Origin of the sequence: Limimaricola pyoseonensis (genome assembly GCF_900102015.1) — a bacterium.
Taxonomy (GTDB): domain Bacteria; phylum Pseudomonadota; class Alphaproteobacteria; order Rhodobacterales; family Rhodobacteraceae; genus Limimaricola; species Limimaricola pyoseonensis.
This window is the reverse complement of sequence record NZ_FNAT01000008.1, coordinates 51,888-71,147: the sequence shown is the minus strand read 5'-3', so window position 1 is coordinate 71,147 and position 19,260 is coordinate 51,888. Positions and strand designations below refer to the sequence as shown.

The window sequence follows — 19,260 nt, the reverse complement described above, 5'->3', positions numbered from 1 at the left end:
GCGCGGCATCCTGCCCCGGTCAGGCCGGGGCTGCGCCCTTCGCGGCCCCCTTCGCGGCGCGGCGTTCCGCCCGGCGCTCGCGCCGGCGCGCGCCGCGTGCCGCCATCCGCTCGCCCAGCATCAGCATGGCGGGCGTCACCACCAGCGTCAGCACCGTCGCCACCACGAGGCCGCCGGCGATGGCCGAGGAAAGCTCGGTCCACCACTGGGTCGAGGGCGCGCCGTAGACGATCTCGCGGCGGAAGAAGTCGATGTTGACCCCGATCACCATCGGCATCAGCCCCAGCGCCGTGGTCACCGAGGTGAGCACGACCGGCCGCAGACGCTGCGCCCCGGTCCTGAGCGCCGCCTCGAGCGGCGAGAGGCCCTGCTTCTTCAGGTCGTTGTAGGCGTCGATCAGCACGATGTTGTTGTTCACCACGATGCCCGCCAGCGCGATCACCCCGATCCCGCCCATGACGATGCCGAAGGGCCGGCCGGTGACCAGAAGGCCCAGCAGGACCCCCGCGACCGAGAAGACGATCGCGCTCATCACGATGAAGGCCTGGAAGAAGCTGTTGAACTGCACCACCAGGATCACCAGCATCATCCCGATCGCCGCGCCGAAGGCGCCGATCAGGAAGACCATCGCCGCCTGCTGGTCCTCGGCCTCGCCGGCAAACGACCAGTCGACCGTGTCGGGCAGGTCCATCTCCTGCAGCGCCCCGCGCAGCGCCACGATCTGGTCGTTGACCAGCACGCCCGGCGCGACGTTGGCCGAGATCGTGGTGACCCGCTGCTCGTCGATCCGGGTGATCCGGCCCGAGCGCGGCGCCGGCTCGAAGCTGACGAAGTTGGCGACCGGCACGAGGCCCGCATTGGTCGGCACGCGCAGGCTCTCGAGCTGCTCCAGCGTGCGGTCCCCGGCCGGGAAGCGGACCCGGATGTCGACCGCGCCGTCGGCGTCGTCGGGGCGGTAGTCGGCGACCGTGATGCCCTGCGTCAGAAGCTGCACCGCCTGGCCCAGCAGCGTCACGTCGGCGCCGAAGCGCGCGGCCTCGGAGCGGTCGAGGCGCAGCTCCCATTCCACGCCCGGCAGCGGCCGGGTGTCGGTGACGTCGGTGAAGCCGCCGATCTCGTCCATGCGTTCGCGGATCGCCTCGACCGCGGCGGCCTGCGCCACGCGGTCGCGCGAGGCGATCTCGAGGCTGATCGGCTTGCCGGCCGAAGGCCCGCCCGACTGCACCTGCACCTGCACCTCGATGCCGGGGATGTCGGCCATCTGGGCGCGGATGTCCTCGTTGATCACCTCGGCCTTGCGGCGGGTGTCCCACTCGGTGAACTCGAGCTGGATCGTGCCGATCACCTCCTCGTCGGCCTGGGTGCTGGTGCCGGTGCGGGCATAGACGCTGGAGATCTCGTCATAGCCCAAGAGCCGCTCCTCGACCTGACGGACCAGGCGGTCCTGCTCCCAGATCGAGAAGTTGTCGCGGGCGCGGATCTCGACCTGCGCGAAATCCGGCTCGACCGACGGAAAGAAGCTGATGCCGTTGCCGAGCGCGCCATAGGCGAGGAAGGCCGAGACGAGGCTCAGCAGCGCGAAGATCAGCGTCCGGCCGGGCCGCAGGATCGCCCATTCGAGCAGCCGCACATAGGCGCCGGCGGCGCCGCGCATCTCGCGCGGGTCGCCATGCTCGGCGGCGTGCAGCTGGCGCTTCTGCGCCGCGCTCTGCGGCTGGCGGCGGCCGATCAGGCCGCCCAGCACCGGGATGAAGACCAGCGCCATCGCCAGCGAGGCGGCGAGCGTCAGCAGCACGGTGATCGGCAGGAACTTCATGAACTCGCCCACCGTGCCGGTCCAGAACAGCAGCGGGAAGAACACCGACAGCGTCGTCGCGGTCGAGGCGATCACCGGCCAGGCCATGCGCTTGGCGGCCTCGGCATAGGCCTCGCGCGCGGGCCGGCCCTCGTGCAGGTAGCGGTCCGCCAGCTCCACCGTGACGATCGCGCCGTCGACCAGCATGCCGACCACGAGGATCAGCGAGAACAGCACCACGATGTTCATGGTGTAGCCCATGAAGTAGAGCGCCGCGACGCCGGCGAGGAAGGCGCCGGGAATGGCGAGACCCACCAGGATCGAGGAGCGCAGCCCCAGCGCCCAGACGATCACGATCATCACCAGCATCACCGCGGCGATGACGTTGGCCTCGAGATCCGAGAGCATGTCCTTCACCTGCTCGCTCTCGTCCTGCATGTAGTCGATGCGCACGCTTTCGGGCCATTCGGCCTGCGCCGCCTCGATCTCGGCGCGCACGGCGGCGACGGTGTCGATGATGTTGGCGCCGACCCGCTTCTTGACCTCGAGCGCCAGCGCCGGCTGGCCGTCGATCCGGGCGAAGCCCGAGGGATCCTCGAAGCTGCGCCGCACGGTGGCGACGTCGGCGAAGGTGACGACCGTGTCGCCGCGCACCTTGACCGGCAGCTCCATCACGTCCGACAGGTCCTCGATCAGCCCGGGCACCTTCAGCACGATGCGGCCCGCGCCGTTCTCGATCGCGCCCGCGGCGATCAGCCGGTTGTTGCGGTTGATCTGGCCGATCAGCTCGTCGAAGGAGATGTTGTAGGTCTCGAACACCGTCGGGTCGATCAGCACCTCCATCACCTCGAAGCGCTGGCCGCCGATATCGACCTCGAGCACGCCCGAGACGCCCTCGAGCCGGTCCTGCAGGTCCTCGGCGATCTGGTTCAGCGTGCGCTCGGGCACCGGGCCCGACAGGATCGTGGTCAGGATCGGGAAGAGCGCGGTGTTGATCTCGGTGACGGTGGGCTCGTTGGCGTCGTCGGGCAGGTCGTTGGTGGCCCGGTCGACCGCCTCGCGTACCTTGTCGAGCGCCTCGTCGGCGTCGAAGCCGGGCTCGAATTCGAGCTGCACGCTGGCATGGCCCTCGGAGGCGTGGCCGGTCATGCTCTTGAGACCGGTGAGCGCGCCCAGCTCGGTCTCCAGCGGCTCGACCAGCAGCCGCTCGGCATCCTCGGGCGCGATGCCCTCGAGCCCGGTCGAGACGTAGACCATCGGGATCGGGATCTCGGGCGAGCTTTCCTTGGGGATCGCCACGTAGGCGATGGCGCCGACCGCGAGCACGAGGCCCAGAAGCAGCGCCACGACCCGGCTGCGGTCGAAGGCGGCGTCGATCAGGGCCCTCATTGCGGGCTCTCCAGCCCGGCGGGCGCCTCGGCCTCGGCGACATCGGCCAGGCGCGCCGTCTCGGTGCTCGGGGCGACTTTCTCGCCATGGCTGACGAAGCCCTGCCCCACGGTGATCAGCCGCGCCTCGTCGGGCAGGCCGCTGACCCAGACGCCGTCGGTCTGGGCGCGCTCGACCGCGACCGGGTGGAACACCACCGTGTCCTCGGCATCCACCGTCTTGACGCCGAGCGTGCCGTCGGTGCCGAGCGACAGGATCGCCGGCGAGACGAAATGCGCCCGCATCGTGCCGGTCGGGACGCGGATCTGCGCCGAGAGGCCCGAGGCCAGCGCGCCGTCGGGGTTGGGCACGGTGATCTCGGCCTCGAAGGTGCGGGTCTCGGAGGCGGCGTCGGCGCTGACATAGCTCACCTCGCCCTCGCGGGTCTCGCCGGTGATGAACTCGACCTGCGCGACCTGCCCCGGCTCGATCCGCGACAGCGCCTGCTGCGGCACCTGGATCACCACGGTCAGCGGGTCGCTGTCGAGCATGGTGCCGATCTCGGCCCCGGCGGCGACGAACTCGCCCTCGTCGAGCGACAGCGCGTCGAGCCGGCCGGAGAAGGGCGCGCGGATCACCGCCGCCTCGGCGGCCTCCTCGGCCTGGGTCAGCTGCGCCTCTGCGGCGGCGAGGTCGGAGCGGGCATCGGTCACGCGGTCCTGCGTGGCGACGCCGCGGTCGAGCAGCGACTGCGCGTTGTCGAACTCGCGCTGCGCGCGGGCCACCGCCTCGCGGGCCTGGGTGACGCGGGCCTCCTGCTCGCGGGTGGACAGCCGCGCCACCACGGCGCCGGCCTCGAGCATGTCGCCCTTGCGGGCGACGATCTCGGCCACCTCGCCGCCGGTCTCGCTGCGGATCGCGGCGCGGCGGTCGGGCTGGGCCTGCCCCTCGGCGGTGAAGATGCGCGTCACCTCCTCGGCGCGGCTGTCGCGCACCGCGACGGCCACCGCCTCGACCGGCTGCACCGGGGCCGCGGCCTGCTCGGGCGGGGCGGGCAGGACGTAGCCGCTGGCCATCCAGCCGATCACCATGAGCGCGAGCAGCGCCGCCACCCATTTCGACCGGGCCGAGCCCGCGTCGCCGTCGAATTCGAGCGGGCGGCGCGCGCCCCCGGGCGCGGCGCCCTCGGCCTCCGAGGCGTTGAAATCCTGCTTCTGATACATGTTCCTGTCCTCAGTAGGCGGCATGGCCGCAGGCCATGTCGGCCATCATCTGTCCGAATTCCGCGGGGTCGCAGTAATGCACCGACCCCGGCGGCAGGCCGAGCAGCCGGTCGACCAGCGCCGTCTCCGCCGCGATATGCGCGCCGAGCCGCGCCGCCGCCGCCTCCGGCGCCCCGGCATCGGCGGCCGCGATCGCATCGCGCAGCACCTCGCGGCGCGAGATGGTCAGCGACACGATCGCCTCGGCCACCAGCTTCGGGTCGGGCGGGTCGAAGCGGCCCTCGGCGGCGCCGTCGCGGATCATCGCCTCGAGCGCCGGCACCACGGCGCGGCGCACCGCCGCGTCGATGCGCTGCAGGAGAAGCTCGTTGCCGGGGCGGCGGATCATGTCGGCGATGAAACGCAGCTCGGTCGCGCGCTCGGCCTTCCAGCGGTTGGTGGCGGCGAGAAAGGCGTTGAACCGGGTCAGCGCGTCGCCCTCGCATTGCCGGCGGCTGGCCTCGGCCGCCGCGACCGCCTGCTCGGCCAGGCGCGACACCACCCCGTCGAGCAGGTCCTCCTTGGCCGAGAAATGGTGGTAGAATCCGCCCTTGGAGATGCGGGCCTCGGCCAGCACGTCGGCCACGGTGACGGCGTCCCAGCCCTTGGCGAAGAACAGCACCTGCGCGGCATCGAGGATCGCGGCGCGGCGGTCCTCGGGCGTCAGGCGACGGCGCGGGGCCGTCCGGGGGTGGGTGTCTTCGCTGAGCATGTCTACCCTATTACAGACCGACGGTCGGTATTTAAGAGACCCCGCGCACGGATCAAGCCCGATGTGGCCGGCATGTCGCGCATCGCCGCACAGCGTTTGCGCGGGCCGGGGCGGCGCGTCATAGTGCCGCGACCGCCCAGTAGGAGAGCCGCCCGTGACGTCCCGCCCCATCGCCACGCCCCGCCCCATCGCCCTCGTCGGCATCGGCAAGATCGCCCGCGACCAGCACGTCCCCGCCATCGCCGCCAGCTCCGACTGGAGCCTCGCCGCCACGGTGAGCCGGTCCGGCGCGGTCGAGGGGGTGGAGGCCTTCGACGATTTCGACGCCTTCCTCGCCGCGCGGCCCGAGATCGACACCGTCTCGCTCTGCCTGCCGCCGCAGCCGCGCTTCGACTACGCGAAGAAGGCGCTTCTCGCGCGCCGCCACGTGATGCTGGAAAAGCCGCCGGGCCAGACGCTGTCGGAGGTGCACGAACTGATCGACCTCGCCGCCCGCATGGGCGTCACGCTCTACGCCACATGGCACAGCCGCATGGCGGCGGGCGTCGCCGCGGCCAAGGCGCATCTGGCGGAGCGCGCGGTCCGCTCGGCCCGGATCGACTGGAAGGAGGACGTGCGGCGCTGGCATCCGGGGCAGGAGTGGATCTTCGAGGCCGGCGGCATGGGCGTGTTCGACCCCGGCATCAACGCGCTGTCGATCCTGACCGAAATCTTGCCGAGCCCGGTCCACCTGACCGGCGCCGTTCTGGAGTTCCCCGAGAACCGCCAGACCCCGATCGCCGCGACGCTCGACTTCACCGGCGGGGTGCGGGCCGCGTTCGACTGGCGGCAGGAGGGGCCGCAGACCTGGGAGATCGCGGTCGAGACCGACCGGGGCCCGGTCACCTTGCGCGACGGCGGCGCCCGGCTCGAGGTGGACGGCACGGAAGAGACGCTGCCCGACCACCCCGGCGAATACCCCGCGCTCTACGCCCGCATGGCCGAGCTGGTGGCCAAGGGCGAAAGCGAGACCGACCTCGCCCCGATGCGCCACGTCGCCGACGCGATGACGCTCGGCCGGCGGGAGACGGTGGCGGCGTTCGAGTTCTGAAGGACGGAGCCGCCGACCCCGGCCAGCCCCGGCACGGGCGAGATCTGGAGGGCGAGTGCCATATCGCCTTTTCAACCTCGACCGGACCTGCCAGCCTGCAACGGGGTGCCACTGTGGGTGATCGGCTGCCGGTTTGAAAGTCACTATCTCTTCTCGGCCAGCGGGTCGTCCGGACGACGGATGGGGCCCCTACCTCGCACCCGGCGAGGTCCTCCTGTGGGACGGTCGACCCGAATACGGGCGTCGCCTCTTCGAGTTCGTCGGTGCGGAGAGGGCATGGCACCTCGGCTTCCTGATCGGCACGGTGGCGCTGTGGCTGACATGGCCGCTGATCGAGGATGACGGATCACTCACGAAGGGCGACGCGATCTGGGTCTACGGCGCCCTCACGCTCGGCTTCCTGATCGCCGCGTTCTACCTGGCCGCCGCGCGTTCCTACCTGCTCGACAGCCTGCACTACGCGGTGACCGATCGACGTGCCATCGTCCGCCGCGAGGGCCGCAATCACGTCCTGGCCAGTCGCGCGTACCTGGTCTCCTGCGAGCACTCGTCCGAGTTTCCCTACCACATCGCGGAAGGGCGACCGCACCCGTCGCTGACGGTCGGCGCCCTGCTGTCGGAAGATGTGGTCCAACCCTTCGGCTACGGTCTGACCCATCCGGGCTGGGGTCCGTTGCGCGATCGCGGCGTGATACCGGTATTGTTCGAACAGATCGCCGACGCCGAAGCCGTGCGCGCGCTGCTTCTGGCGACCTCGGATGCCTCGGCGGCGGGCCAGCCGTGATGGCCGCACCGCGAGATGCCTGATCCCTGACAAGGCGGCCCCGCTGCCGGGACCGCGAGGCCCTGACCCGGGCGCCGCCTCACCACTCCGCGAAGCTGCCGTCGGCGTGGCGCCAGACCGGGTTGCGCCAGCGGTGGCCTTCCTTGGCGGCGCGGCGCACCGCCTCCTCGTTCACCTCGATGCCGAGGCCGGGGCCGTCGGGGATGGCGACGTGACCGTCCTCGTAATGGAACACCGAGCGGTCGGTGATGTAGTCGAGCAGGTCGTTGCCGGTGTTGTAGTGGATGCCCAGCGACTGCTCCTGGATGAAGGCGTTGTAGCACACCGCGTCGAGCTGCAGGTTCGCGGCCAGCGCGATCGGCCCGAGCGGGCAGTGCAGCGCCACGGCGACGTCGTAGGCCTCGGCCATCGCCGCGATCTTGCGGGTCTCGGTGATGCCGCCCGAATGGCTCGGGTCGGGCTGGACGATGTCGACATAGCCTTCCTGCAGGATCTTCTTGAAATCCCAGCGCGAATAGAGCCGCTCGCCAAGCGCGATCGGCGTCGCCGAGTGGTTGGCGATCTCCTTGAGCGCCTCGGCGTGCTCCGACAGCACCGGCTCCTCGATGAACATCAGGCGGAACGGCTCCAGCTCGCGCGCCAAAATTTTGGCCATCGGCCGGTGCACGCGGCCGTGGAAGTCGATGCCGATGCCGAAATCGGGGCCCATCTCGTCGCGGATCGCGGCCACCCGCTCCAGCACCTGGTCGACCTTGGCGTGGCTGTCGACGATCTGCAGCTCCTCGGTGCCGTTCATCTTGACGGCGGTGAAGCCGCGGTCGCCGCAGTCGCGGGCCATGCGGGCGGTGTCGCCGGGCCGGTCGCCGCCGATCCAGCTGTAGACGCGGATGCGGTCGCGCAGCTTGCCGCCCAGAAGCGCGTGCACCGGCACGCCGAGCGCGCGGCCCTTGATGTCCCACAGCGCCTGGTCGAGGCCGGCGATGGCGCTCAGATGGATCGCGCCGCCGCGGTAGAAGCCGCCGCGATACATCACGGTCCAGTGGTCCTCGATGAATTGCGGGTCCTTGCCGATCAGGTAGTCCGACAGCTCCTCGACGGCGGCCGCGACGGTGTGGGCGCGGCCCTCGACCACCGGCTCGCCCCAGCCCGAGATGCCCTCGTCGGTGGAGATCTTCACGAAGCACCAGCGCGGCGGGACGATGAAGGTTTCGATGGCGGTGATCTTCATGGCGCGGCCTCCTGGCTGTTCTCGGCCTTCGGCCTAGACCCGCCCGCGACGCCGCGCAAGCGGCGGCGGGCGCGGTTTCACTATGCGGGCCGCGCCCGGCCATGGCGCGCGGTCGGCCCGGCCCCCGCGGGGGCCGGGCGGGGGCGCTCACTCGCCCAAGGCGATGCCCTCGCGGCGCGGATCGGCGCCGCCCAGCAGCCCCTCGGCGGTGATCTCGATCGCGTGCAGCCCCGAGGTCAGGTCGCGGATGTTGGTCTCGAAGCCCAGCTCGCCCAGCGGGCCCTCGAGGCTCTCGGCCTCGGTGCCGCCCTCGAGATCGAAGGTGCCGAAGCGGTTGACCAGATGCGGCGCGGCCAGCGCCTGCTGCACGTCCATGTCCCAGTCGGCCCAGTTGACGATGGCCTGCGCGACATAGCCGATGATCCGGCTGCCGCCGGGGCTGCCCACCACCAGCGCCGGCGCGCCGTCCTGCATCACGATGGTCGGCGCCATGGAGGAGCGCGGCCGCTTGCCCGGCTCCACCCGGTTGGCGATCGGGCGGCCGTCCTCATGCGTGGCGAAGCTGAAATCGGTCAGCTCGTTGTTCAGAAGGAAGCCGCGCACGAAGAGCCGCGAGCCGAAGCCGTTCTCGATCGTGGTGGTCATCGACAGCGCGTTGCCCTCGGCATCGACGATCGAGATGTGGCTGGTCGAGGGAAACTCGATCGAGCGGTCCTGCCCCCAAAGCATGGCGTGCTGCCATTCCGGTGTGCCGGCCGAGACCTCGGGCAGCGCGTCGTCGCCCGCCAGAAGCGCCGCGCGCTCGGAGAGGTAGGTCGGGTCGACCAGCCCCTCGGTCGGCATCGGCACGAAGTCGCTGTCGGCCATGTAGAGGCCGCGGTCGGCGAAGGCGAGCCGCGAGGCGTCGCCGATCAGCCGCCAAGCATCGGCGTCCATCGCCCCCATCCCGGCGAGGTCGTAGGTGTTGAGCATGCCGAGGATCTGCCCGACCGTCAGCGCGCCAGACGAGGGCGGGCCCATGCCGCAGACATCGAACTCGCGGTAGCCCGCGCAGACCGGCGCGCGCTCGACCACCTCGTAGATCGCGAAGTCGCGCTCCGACAGCACGCCCGGGTTGCCCTCGGCGCCCTGCACCGCCGCGACGATGTCGGCGGCGATCTCGCCCTCGTAGAAGGCGTCGGCCCCGCCCTCGGCCATGGCGCGCAGCACCTCGGCGTAGTCGGGGTTTCGCAGCATGTCGCCCTCGGTGATGGCCGTGCCCTCGGGGAAGAAATAGGCCGCCGTGTCGGGGAAGCGCTTCAGCCGGTCGGCGTCGTCGGCCACCAGCGTGGCGAGGCGCGGCGAGACGGCAAACCCCTCCTCGGCATGGGAAATCGCGGCGTCGAACAGCCCGGACCATTCGGCATTGCCCCAGCGCTCATGCGCGGCCTCCAGAAGCCGCGGCGTGCCCGGCGTGCCGACCGAGCGGCCGCCCACCACCGCATCGAAGAACTCGAGCGGCTGGCCCGTCTCGTCCTGGAACAGCCGCGGCGTCGCGTCGAGCGGCGCGGTCTCGCGCCCGTCGAGCGTGGTCAGCTCGCCGGTCTCGGCGTCGTACCAGACGAGGAAGGCGCCGCCCCCCAGCCCCGAGGATTGCGGCTCCACCAGGCCCAGCACCGCCTGCACCGCGACCATCGCGTCGGCGGCCGAGCCGCCGTTGCGCAGCACCTCCGCCCCGGCCTCGACCGCGAGCGGGTTGGCGGCGGCGACCATCCAGTCCTGCGCCTCGACCGGCTGGCCTGCCAGCTTGGCGTCCATCGCCGCCTGCGCGGCCTGCGACAGGCCGGCGATCTCGCCGGCCGAGGTGCCCTCGGTGGTGACGGCGTCGGCGGCCTGCTGCGCCGCGGCCGGCCAGGCGGCCAGCAGCAGCACGGGCGTCAGCGAATGTCTCATCCTCGTCCTCCTCCTTCGGTTGCAGCGAGCCAACACCAGGCGGAGGGGGGCTGTCCAGCCTCGCCGCTAATGCGCCCGCTCGAGCAGCGAGACATAGCTCGCCACCGCCGCGCCGCCCATGTTGAAGACGCCCGCCGTCTCGGCGCCCTCGACCTGCATGCCGCCGGCCTCGCCCATCAGCTGCATCGCCGCCATCACGTGCATCGACACGCCGGTCGCGCCGATCGGGTGGCCCTTGGACTTGAGCCCGCCCGAGGGGTTCACCGGCAGCCGCCCGCCCTTGAGCGTGATGCCCTCCTCGATCACCCGGTGGCCCTGCCCGGGGGCCGCGAGGCCCATCGCCTCGTATTCCAGAAGCTCCGCGATGGTGAAGCAGTCATGCGTCTCGACGAAGGACAGGTCGTCGAGCGTGAGGCCGCCCTGCTCCAGCGCCTTGGCCCAGGCGCGCCTCGGCCCCTCGAAGGCCAGCACGTCGCGCCGGCTCATGGCGAGGATGTCGTTGACGTGCGCCCGCGCCCGCACCGCGATGGCGCGGCGCATGGTGGCGGCGGTCTCGGCATCGGCCAGCACCAGCGCCGCCGCGCCGTCGGAGACGAGCGAGCAGTCGGTGCGCCGCAGCGGCGCGGCGACATAAGGGTTGCGGTCGGTCACGGCGTTGCAGGCCTCGAAGCCGAGATCCTTGCGCATGTGCGCATAGGGGTTCTCGACGCCGTTGGCGTGGTTCTTGGCCGCGATCCGGGCCAGCGCCTCGGAGCGGTCGCCGTATTGCTGGAAATACCCTTGGGCGATCCGCCCGAAGATCCCGGCGAAGCCGCCGGGCGTGTCGCCCTCCTCCTCGCGCCACGAGCAGCCCAAGAGGATGTCGCCCACCTCCGGCCCCGGCGTCGCGGTCATCTTCTCGGCGCCGACCACCAGCGCGACCCGGCCGCGGCCCGCGGCGATGAAGTCCATCGCGCCGTTCAGCGCCGCCGAGCCGGTGGCGCAGGCGTTTTCGTAGCGGGTGGCGGGCGCGTGGCGCAGCCCGTCATGGCCCATCGCCACCAGCGAGGCCTGGAAGTCCTGCCGGGAAAAGCCGTTGTTGAAGACGCCGACGAAGACGCCGTCCACGTCCTCGGCGCCGATCCCGGCATGTTCCAGCGCCGGGCCCGTCACCTCGGCCATCAGCGACACGGTGTCCGGCGCCTCGCTCTTTCCGAACACGCTGTGCGCCCAGCCCACGATCTGCGCCTCGGCCATGCCGGTCTCCTCCCTCGATCACGCGCCGCCCTCCCGCGGCGCGCCCATGCTCGGACGGCGGCGGGGCGAGCGCAAGGGTGCGCGCGCCGATTTGACCGCAGCGCAGGGCAGACCCCCGCGATTGGCCCTATACGCGGCGCCGCCTTTGGCGTATGGCTCGGCGCTTGACGCGGCCTCCCGCCGCCACCCGGGCCCATGCGCCCGCCTCACGACCAACGGACCCTACCAGACATGATCCAGACCCTTCGGGACGCGCTCGACGCGCGCGGCTACGACACGCTCACCCCGGTGCAGGAGGCGGTGACCGCAGACGAGCTGGCCGGCGCGGACCTGCTGGTCTCGGCGCAGACCGGCTCGGGCAAGACGGTGGGCTTCGGCCTCGCCATCGGCCCGACCCTGCTCGAAGAGGACGGCCGGCTGCCGCGCGCCGGCGCGCCGCTGGCGCTGGTGATCGCGCCGACGCGCGAGCTGGCGATGCAGGTGATGCGCGAGCTCGACTGGCTCTACCGCGCCGCCGGCGCCCGCCTCGCCTCGGCCGTGGGCGGCATGGACATCCGCGAGGAGCGCCGCGCGCTCGAGCGCGGCGCGCATATCGTCGTGGCCACCCCGGGCCGCCTCGCCGACTACGTGCGCCGCGACGCGATCGATCTGTCGGACATCCGCGCCGTCGTGCTCGACGAGGCCGACGAGATGCTCGATCTCGGCTTCCGCGAGGACCTCGAGTTCATCCTCTCGGCCTGCCCCGAGGAACGCCGCACCCTGCTCTTCTCGGCCACCGTGCCGCCGGCCATCGCCAAGCTGGCCGAGGAATTCCAGCGCGACGCCCGCCGCGTCACCGTCGCCACCGCCGGCGGCCAGCACGCCGACATCGAGTACCGCGCCCTGCAGGTCGCCAATGGCGACGAGGAATCGGCGATCATCAACCTCTTGCGCCTGCACGACGCCGCCAACGCCATCGTCTTCGCCAACACCCGCGCCATGGTCGCCCGCCTGACCGCGCGGCTGAGCAATCGCGGCTTCTCGGTGGTCTCGCTCTCGGGCGAGCTGACGCAGAACGAGCGCAGCCACGCCCTGCAGGCGATGCGCGACGGCCGCGCCCGGATCTGCGTCGCCACCGACGTCGCGGCGCGCGGCATCGACCTGCCGGCGCTCGAGCTGGTGATCCATGCCGAGCTGCCCTCGAACGCCGAGACGCTGCTGCACCGCTCGGGCCGCACCGGCCGCGCCGGCCGCAAGGGCACCAGCGCGCTGATCGTCTCGCCCAAGCTGCGCGGCAAGGCGCAGCGGCTGCTGAAATTCGCCAAGCTCGAGGCCGAATGGGGCGTGCCGCCCACCGCCGAGGAGATCCTCGCCGCCGACGAGGCGCGGCTGCTGGCCGACCCGGTCTGGGAAGCCGAGCCCTCGGCCGAGGCGCGCGCCTTCGCCGAGACGCTGCTGGCCACGCATGGCCCCGAGAAGATCGCCGCCGCCTATCTCGCGCTCTACCGCTCGCGCCGCTCGGCGCCCGAGGAGCTGCAGGACCCGGCCGCCAAGCCGCAGAAGCGCAAGCCCTCCGAGTTCGGCCCCGGCACGTGGTTCCGGCTCTCGGTCGGCCGCGAGCAGCGGGCCGAGCCGCGCTGGCTGCTGCCGCTGCTGTGCCGCGCCGGCGACATCTCCAAGGACGCGATCGGCGCGATCCGCATCCAGCAGAACGAGAGCTTCGTCGAGATCGCCGACGCGGCGCTGCCGGGCTTCCTCGCGGCGCTGGGGCCGGACCTCTCGCCCGAGGAGGGGCTGCAGCTGACCCGCCTCGACGCCGCCCCCGACCTGCCGCGCCCCGAGCGGCGCGAGCGGCCCGAACGCGCGCCGCGGCCCGATCGCCCCGACCGTCCGGCCAAGCCGCATCGCGGCCAGGGCCCGAAGCCCGCGCGCGCCGAAAGCCGCGAAGCGGGCGCCGAGACCCGCCCCGCCGAGGCGCCCGAGCGCCGGCCCGACCCGGCCCCCGAGGCCCCGAAGCCCGCGCCGAAGCCCGCCTTCGACGAGGCGAAGAAGCCGCGCAAGCCGCGCGCGGGCAAGAGCTTCGACAAGCCCTACGACAAGCCGCGTGACAAATCCCGCGACAAGCCGTTCGACAAGCGCCGCGACGGCGCGGTCTCCGAACGGCCGGGCAAGCCCGCGGGCAAGGGCTTCGGCAAGCCGGGCGGCAAGCCCGGTGGCAAACCCTTCGGCAAGCCGGGCGACAAGCCCTACGGCAAGTCGGGCGACAAGCCCGGCGGCAAGCCCTTCGGCAAACCCGGCGACAAGCCGCGCGGCGACAAGCCCTTCGGCAAGCCCGGCCGCGGCGACAAGCCGGCCGGCCCGCGCGGCGCCGCCGACACCTCGCGCCGCTTCACCCCGCCGGGCAAGCCCGCCGCCCGCGGCGGCGAGACCCGGCCCAAGCGCCGCGGCTGACACGACCCAGACGACTTCTGCGCGCCCGGCCGCCCCCGCGGCCGGGCGCGTCGTCTCCAGATCGGCAACGCTGCGTTGACCGAATCGCGCCCCCTGCCCTATCGTTGCGCCCGTTCCCGCCATGTCGGGCTGCATGGCGGTTGTTTGCGAGTGCGTGTGTAGGAGTACACGCGATGCGGTACCGCCCCGAGATCGACGGGCTGCGCGCCGTCGCAGTGCTGCCTGTCATCCTGTTCCACGCCGGCACGCCGGGTTTCGGCGGCGGCTTCGTCGGCGTCGACGTCTTCTTCGTGGTGTCGGGCTACCTGATCACCTCGATCCTCGTGGCCGACCTGCAGGGCGGCCGCTTCTCGATCCTCACCTTCTACGAACGCCGCGCCCGGCGCATCCTGCCGGCGCTGATGCTGACGCTGGCGCTGTCGCTGCCGGTCGCGGTGGCTTGGATGACGCCGGCGCAGCTCGCCGATTTCGCCAAGGCGCTGGTGGCGACCGGGGTCTTCGCCTCGAACGTGCTGTTCTGGATGGAGTCGGGCTACTTCGCCCGCGCCGCCGAGCTGAACCCGCTGCTGCACACCTGGAGCCTCGCGGTCGAGGAGCAGTTCTACCTGCTGTTCCCGCCGCTCCTGTGGCTGCTGTGGCGGCTGCCGCGGCGCTGGCTGCGCCCGGCGCTGTGGGCGCTGGCGGCGGCCAGCTTCGCGCTGTGCCAATGGCTGATGCGCGCCGACGCCTCGGCCGCCTTCTACCTCGCCCCCGCCCGCGGCTGGGAGCTTCTGGCCGGCGCGCTCTGCGCGCTGGCGGCGCGGCCGGGGCCGCGCGCCGCCGCCCCGCTCGCCGCGCTCGGGCTGGGGCTGATCCTCGCGGGCATCGCGCTGATCGGCCCGCGCACGCCCTTCCCCTCGACATGGGCGCTGCTGCCGGTGCTGGGCACGGTGCTGGTGATCCTCGGCGCCGGGCCCGGCAACGCCGCCGGGCGGCTGCTGGCGACGCGGCCGCTCGTGGCGATCGGGCTGATCAGCTACAGCGCCTACCTGCTGCACCAGCCGATCCTCGCCTTCGCGCGGCTGCGCAGCGGCACCACCCTGTCGGAGCCCGCGATGCTCGGCCTCGCGCTGGCCAGCCTGCCGCTGGCCTGGCTGTCATGGCGCTTCGTCGAGGCGCCGTTCCGCGGCCGCGTGCCGCGGCTGCTGCCCGACCAGGCGCTGCTGCTCTCGGTCTCGGCCGCCTCGCTGGCGGCGGTGGTCGGGCTGGGCCTCGGCGGCCACGTCGCGCGCGGCTGGTGGCACGAACGCTTCCCGCGCATCGCCGCGATCGAGCGCGCCGCGGCCCCCGCCGACCCCGAGCTGACCTGCAGCTTCGGCCAGCGCATCGACCCCGAGGCCGCCGCCGCCTGCCTCGCCCGCGCCGGCCCGCGCGCCGCGGTGCTTCTGGGCGACAGCCATGCCGCCGCGATCGCCGAGGCGTTCCACGCCGAGGCGCGGGCGCGCGGGCTGGTGCCGGTAAGCTTCCACCACAATGGCTGCTTTCCGGTGCCCGGCTTCGTGCGCCTGCCGCTCGAGGACCGGCGCCACCGCTCCTGCGAGCGCTTCAAGCGCACCGCCTTCGCCGCGCTCGAGGAGGCGGGCGGGCCTGTCGTGGTGATGACCCGCTGGGCGCTCAACCTCGAAAGCCGGCATTTCGACAACGGGCTGGGCGGGCGCGAACAGGGCCGGCCGGTCGAGATCGCGGCGATCGCCGCCGATGGCGACCCGGCGCGCGACGCCGACCTCGCCCTCGTGGCCGAGCACCGGCTGCGGGCGCTGGCCGCGCGCCACGCGCTTTTGCTGATCGGCCCCTTCCCCGAGGCCGGCTGGAACGTGCCCGAGCTGGTCGCCGGCCGGCTGCGCCGCGGCGTCGAGGTCGAGCGTCTGGGCACCGGCAAGGACCGGTTCCGCGAACGCAACGCCCGGGTCCACGCGCTCTTCGCCGCGCTCTCGCCCTCGCCGCGGATCGGCGTGGTCGAGATCGCCTCGCTGTTCTGCGAATCCGCCCCCGACGGGCTGTGCCTGAACTACGACCACGGCCGGCTCTACTACCGCGACGACGACCACCCGACCGCCATCGCGGCGCGGATGATCGCCACCCGCGCGCTCGACGCGCTCGACGCGCGCCGGCAGGCGGCGCGCTAGGCCGCCTCCTCCTCGGCCGCGCCCGCCGCGTCCCGCGCGCGCTGCGCCGCGCGGTTGTGGCGGATCGAGGCCGCCAGAGCGAGCCCGATCAGCCCCGCGCCCAGAAGCCCGGTGATCAGCTCGGGCACATGCACCAGCGCCTGCGAGAACATCAGCACCGACAGCACGAGGATCGAGTAGAACGCCCCGTGCTCGAGGTAGCGGAACTCGGCCAGCGTCTTCTTCTCGACCAGCATGATGGTCATCGAGCGCACATACATCGCGCCGATGCCGAGGCCGATCGCGATCAAAAACAGGTTCTTGGTGACCGCGAAGGCGCCGATCACCCCGTCGAAGGAGAAGCTCGCGTCGAGCACCTCGAGATAGAGGAAGGCGCCCAAGCCCCCCGCCGCGGCGGTGCCGCGCGCGGCGTCGGCCGCGTCGAGCCAGTTGCCCAGCATGTCGATCGCGAGGAAGCACAGCAGCCCGAGGATCGCCGAGAACAGGAAGGTGCCGGTCTCGGCCGGCGGCAGCGCCGCGGCGAAGCTCGCCAGCACCACCAGCACCAGACCGATCTGCAGCCCCTGCACGCCGGCGGCGCGCCTGAGCCGCCGCTCCAGCCCGCCGATCCAGTCGACCTCCTTCTCCTCGTCGATGAAGAAGCTCAGCGCCACCATCATCAGGAAGGTGCCGCCGAAGGCGGTGATCGACAGATGCGCCTCCTCCATGATGCGGGCGTATTCCTGCGGCTCGGCCGCGGCGAGGCGCACCGCCTCCCACGGGCCCACCCCGGCGGCGACCACCACCACCGCGAGCGGGAAGACGATCCGCATCCCGAACACCGCGATCAGGATGCCCCATGTCAGGAAGCGCCGGCGCCAGACCGGCGCCATGGTCTCGAGCTTGTTGGCGTTGACGATGGCGTTGTCGAAGCTGAGCGAGATCTCGAGCACGGCGAGCACCGCCGCGATCACCCCGAAGGACAGCGCGCCCGCCGTCCCGCCCTCGCGCCAGCCCAGCCAGACCGCGAGCACGAGGCCGATCGCCGTGACCGCGAAGGACCATGTGAAATACTGCCGGATCGTGGCTCTCATCGCTTTTCCCCTGCGCTGCCGGGGAGACATGCGGTGCCGGCCCGGCATTGTCCAGCCCGCGCGAGCGGCGGGGATGCGGGCCTAGAACGGCAGGGTGAGCGCGCGCGACAGCCCGAGCGACAGGCCGTAATCGCGCGCCGCCGCCTCGCCCGGCGCGTCGCGCCCGGCGGCGCGGGCGGTGAGGTCGAGCGACCAGTCGCGCGTGAGCGTCCGGCTGAGCCGCGCCGCCGCCTGCACGGCGCGGCGCGCCTCGCCGTCCGCCGCGGCGCTGTGCTGCGCCGAAAGGTCGAAGCCAATCCGCATGGCCTCGCCCAGCGGCCGCTCCCAGCCCAGCCGCAGCGCGCTTCGCCAGCGCTCGCCCTCGGCGGTGGTGATCACCGCCCGCTCGGCCCCGAGCGACAGCGCCGCCGCGCCGATCTCGCGGCGCAGATCGACCCGGCCCGACAGCCCCCAGTCGCCGCCGGTGTCGCGGCTCAGCCCCAGCCGGCCGTCGAGCGTGCCGCGCGGCAGCTCGACCCGGCGCCGGGCGCTCAGCGCGTAGCGCTCGCCGCCCTCGGCCCGCTCGATCCGCGCCGCGCCGCCGACCGCGCCGCGCCGGGCCGCGCGTTCGAGCGACAGCTCGAGGCTGGCGGTCTCGCGGCGTGGGCCGCCCGCCTGCTCGACCCCGGCGAGGCCGAGGTCGAGCCCGATCTCGCCGCGCCCGCCCGGCGCCAGCCGCAGCCCGGCCTCGAACGCCAGGCGCTCGCTGTCGCGCAGCTCCGGGGCGCTGGCGTCGCGGTACTCGATCGCGCTGGCGCGCAGCCCCAGATGCCCGCCCAGCGGCCCGCCCTCGCCCAGCCGCAGCCGGGCCGAGACGTCGCCCGCGACGCGGGTGCCGGTGCCGCGCAGGTCCTCGATATCGGCGATCTCGGGCGGCAGCCCGCTGGCGCCGAGATCCGGCAGCGGCGCGAGATAGGCGATCTCGCGCGCCGAGAGCCGCGCCGCGGCATCGAGCGCGGCGCCCGCGCCGACGCGGCCGTAGTCCAGCCGCAGCGCCGGCGCGGCAAATTCGGCGCCGCCCTCTGTCTCGGCCCGAAGCTCGGCGCCGAAGCCCAGCGACAGCCGCTCGCGCCGGGTCTCGCTCGACAGCGCGAGGTCGAGCGCGCTCACCGCGCGCGCCATCGGGTCGGGGTCGGCCGACAGCGCGGGATTGCTGGCCGCCTCGAACTGCTGCGACAGGCCCAGCCGCAGCATCGGCCCGCCCGCAGGCTCCTGCGCCGCGCCCATGCCGGCCCCCGCTCCCGCGCAGAGCGCGGCGACGCAAAGCGCCCCGGCCAGTCGCCCCGCGCGCCGGCGAACCCCCACGGCGCGGCCTATTCGAACAGGTGCCGCTCGGGCACCACGATCACGTCGCCCTCGACCAGCACGGCGCTGCCGTTCGGGCTGCGCCCGTCGAGGATGGCGTCGTAATCCAGCGGGTAGACCTGCTCGGCGCCGGCGGCGTCGCGGCGGCGCAGCTGGATGCGCCTGGTGGCGGCAAAGCGGGTGAAGCCGCCGGCCTGCGCGAAGAGCTGCAGCACCGTGGTGCCGGGGGCGACCTCGATCAGGCCGGGGCGGCCGACCTCGCCCATCACGTAGATCGCGTCGGTCGCGGGCGCCACCGGCCGCTGCGGCACCGGCGCCGGGCGCTCGGCCAGCCGCTCGATCGAGACGAAGGCGGTCGGGCCGCTGGCGAAGTTCGGGGCGAGCTGCGCCACCAGCGCCGCCTGCACCTCCTCGAGCGTCAGCCCGGACGCGCGGATCGGCCCGGCCAGCGGCACGCTGATCCGCCCGTCGGGCGAGACCAGCACCGAGCGGCCGAGCGCCTCGTCCTCGATCACCTCGATCCGCAGCACGTCGCCGGCGCGGATGCGGTAGGCGTCCTGCGCCGTGGCGGCGGCGCTCCACAGCGCCAGCCCGACGAGCGCCGCGAGCAGCGGCCGCAGGGCGGTGGACAGGCCGGGTTTGCGACCGGAGGCCGGTCCGGACATCGGGCGGATCGGGAAGGGAAGGACCATGCGCGCTCTCCTCTGGCGGCGTCCGGGCGGGCCTCGGCCCGCGCCTGCCGCTCGCGTCGTGTATAGCAGCCGCGGGGGGCCGTCGCACAATCCCCTCGTGCGAAGCCGAAGGGGTGATGCAAGTCCCGGCTGTGCCGCGGCGGCCACAG

Annotated in this window: 13 protein-coding genes; 4 read left to right on the top strand and 9 right to left on the bottom strand. The window is 72.9% G+C overall.

Annotated elements, in window-relative coordinates:
* Nucleotides 1-19 precede the first annotated feature (19 nt).
* Genes BLT43_RS15265 through BLT43_RS15255 form a run of 3 tightly spaced genes read right to left on the bottom strand, consistent with a single transcriptional unit; the run spans nt 20 to nt 5,137 of the window.
* Nucleotides 20-3,184, bottom strand: coding sequence for an efflux RND transporter permease subunit (locus BLT43_RS15265; protein ID WP_090114223.1), 3,165 nt, complete (start codon nt 3,182-3,184; stop codon nt 20-22).
* Nucleotides 3,181-4,386, bottom strand: a complete 1,206-nt coding sequence (locus BLT43_RS15260) for an efflux RND transporter periplasmic adaptor subunit (protein ID WP_090114204.1) — start codon at nt 4,384-4,386, stop codon at nt 3,181-3,183. The genes BLT43_RS15265 and BLT43_RS15260 overlap by 4 nt, the downstream gene beginning before the upstream one ends.
* A gap of 10 nt (nt 4,387-4,396) precedes the next feature.
* Nucleotides 4,397-5,137 carry a TetR/AcrR family transcriptional regulator gene (locus BLT43_RS15255; protein WP_165612635.1) on the bottom strand — a complete coding sequence of 247 codons (741 nt, stop codon included), beginning with the start codon at nt 5,135-5,137 and terminating at the stop codon, nt 4,397-4,399.
* Between the two features lie 154 nt (nt 5,138-5,291).
* Here BLT43_RS15255 and BLT43_RS15250 point away from each other — a divergent pair, with 154 nt between their 5' ends.
* Nucleotides 5,292-6,227 (top strand): Gfo/Idh/MocA family protein, encoded by a 936-nt coding sequence (locus tag BLT43_RS15250; protein WP_242652315.1) that lies wholly within the window; start codon nt 5,292-5,294, stop codon nt 6,225-6,227.
* A gap of 133 nt (nt 6,228-6,360) precedes the next feature.
* A complete protein-coding gene (locus tag BLT43_RS15245; protein WP_131802675.1) occupies nt 6,361-7,011 on the top strand; it encodes a hypothetical protein in 651 nt (216 codons plus the stop codon).
* 79 nt (nt 7,012-7,090) lie between these two features.
* On the opposite strand, the gene dgoD is transcribed toward BLT43_RS15245, so the two are convergent.
* From dgoD to BLT43_RS15230, 3 genes are all read right to left on the bottom strand, one after another.
* Nucleotides 7,091-8,239, bottom strand: a complete 1,149-nt coding sequence (dgoD, locus tag BLT43_RS15240; protein ID WP_090114199.1) for a galactonate dehydratase — start codon at nt 8,237-8,239, stop codon at nt 7,091-7,093.
* Nucleotides 8,240-8,386: 147 nt separating this feature from the next.
* Nucleotides 8,387-10,171, bottom strand: coding sequence for a gamma-glutamyltransferase (gene ggt / locus BLT43_RS15235; RefSeq protein ID WP_090114197.1), 1,785 nt, complete (start codon nt 10,169-10,171; stop codon nt 8,387-8,389).
* A 66-nt stretch (nt 10,172-10,237) separates the two neighbouring features.
* Nucleotides 10,238-11,407: an acetyl-CoA acetyltransferase gene (locus BLT43_RS15230; RefSeq protein WP_090114195.1), complete on the bottom strand. Its 1,170-nt coding sequence runs from the start codon at nt 11,405-11,407 to the stop codon at nt 10,238-10,240.
* 231 nt (nt 11,408-11,638) lie between these two features.
* Between BLT43_RS15230 and BLT43_RS15225 the strand changes: the two genes are divergently transcribed.
* Nucleotides 11,639-13,837, top strand: a complete 2,199-nt coding sequence (locus BLT43_RS15225; RefSeq protein WP_090114194.1) for a DEAD/DEAH box helicase — start codon at nt 11,639-11,641, stop codon at nt 13,835-13,837.
* Nucleotides 13,838-14,010: 173 nt separating this feature from the next.
* Nucleotides 14,011-16,002, top strand: a complete 1,992-nt coding sequence (locus BLT43_RS15220) for an acyltransferase family protein (RefSeq protein WP_090114193.1) — start codon at nt 14,011-14,013, stop codon at nt 16,000-16,002.
* Here BLT43_RS15220 and BLT43_RS15215 read toward each other — a convergent pair.
* The 3 genes from BLT43_RS15215 to BLT43_RS15205 form a co-directional block, all read right to left on the bottom strand.
* Nucleotides 15,999-17,075 carry a DUF475 domain-containing protein gene (locus BLT43_RS15215; protein ID WP_090114192.1) on the bottom strand — a complete coding sequence of 359 codons (1,077 nt, stop codon included), beginning with the start codon at nt 17,073-17,075 and terminating at the stop codon, nt 15,999-16,001. The genes BLT43_RS15220 and BLT43_RS15215 overlap by 4 nt on opposite strands.
* Nucleotides 17,076-17,156: 81 nt before the next feature.
* Complete coding sequence (locus BLT43_RS15210) at nt 17,157-18,341, bottom strand: hypothetical protein (protein WP_090114191.1); 1,185 nt, start codon at nt 18,339-18,341, stop codon at nt 17,157-17,159.
* 86 nt (nt 18,342-18,427) lie between these two features.
* Nucleotides 18,428-19,111, bottom strand: a complete 684-nt coding sequence (locus tag BLT43_RS15205; RefSeq protein ID WP_242652314.1) for a polysaccharide biosynthesis/export family protein — start codon at nt 19,109-19,111, stop codon at nt 18,428-18,430.
* Nucleotides 19,112-19,260: the final 149 nt, after the last annotated feature.

What these genes read in the sequence shown, in the direction of transcription:
- dgoD (WP_090114199.1), bottom strand. Translation starts at nt 8,239, where the DNA reads ATGAAGATCACCGCCATCGAAACCTTCATCGTCCCGCCGCGCTGGTGC.
- BLT43_RS15220 (WP_090114193.1), top strand. Translation starts at nt 14,011, where the DNA reads ATGCGGTACCGCCCCGAGATCGACGGGCTGCGCGCCGTCGCAGTGCTG.
- BLT43_RS15205 (WP_242652314.1), bottom strand. Translation starts at nt 19,111, where the DNA reads ATGGTCCTTCCCTTCCCGATCCGCCCGATGTCCGGACCGGCCTCCGGT.
- ggt (WP_090114197.1), bottom strand. Translation starts at nt 10,171, where the DNA reads ATGAGACATTCGCTGACGCCCGTGCTGCTGCTGGCCGCCTGGCCGGCC.
- BLT43_RS15260 (WP_090114204.1), bottom strand. Translation starts at nt 4,386, where the DNA reads ATGTATCAGAAGCAGGATTTCAACGCCTCGGAGGCCGAGGGCGCCGCG.
- BLT43_RS15265 (WP_090114223.1), bottom strand. Translation starts at nt 3,184, where the DNA reads ATGAGGGCCCTGATCGACGCCGCCTTCGACCGCAGCCGGGTCGTGGCG.
- BLT43_RS15255 (WP_165612635.1), bottom strand. Translation starts at nt 5,137, where the DNA reads ATGCTCAGCGAAGACACCCACCCCCGGACGGCCCCGCGCCGTCGCCTG.
- BLT43_RS15225 (WP_090114194.1), top strand. Translation starts at nt 11,639, where the DNA reads ATGATCCAGACCCTTCGGGACGCGCTCGACGCGCGCGGCTACGACACG.
- BLT43_RS15230 (WP_090114195.1), bottom strand. Translation starts at nt 11,407, where the DNA reads ATGGCCGAGGCGCAGATCGTGGGCTGGGCGCACAGCGTGTTCGGAAAG.
- BLT43_RS15210 (WP_090114191.1), bottom strand. Translation starts at nt 18,341, where the DNA reads ATGGGCGCGGCGCAGGAGCCTGCGGGCGGGCCGATGCTGCGGCTGGGC.
- BLT43_RS15215 (WP_090114192.1), bottom strand. Translation starts at nt 17,075, where the DNA reads ATGAGAGCCACGATCCGGCAGTATTTCACATGGTCCTTCGCGGTCACG.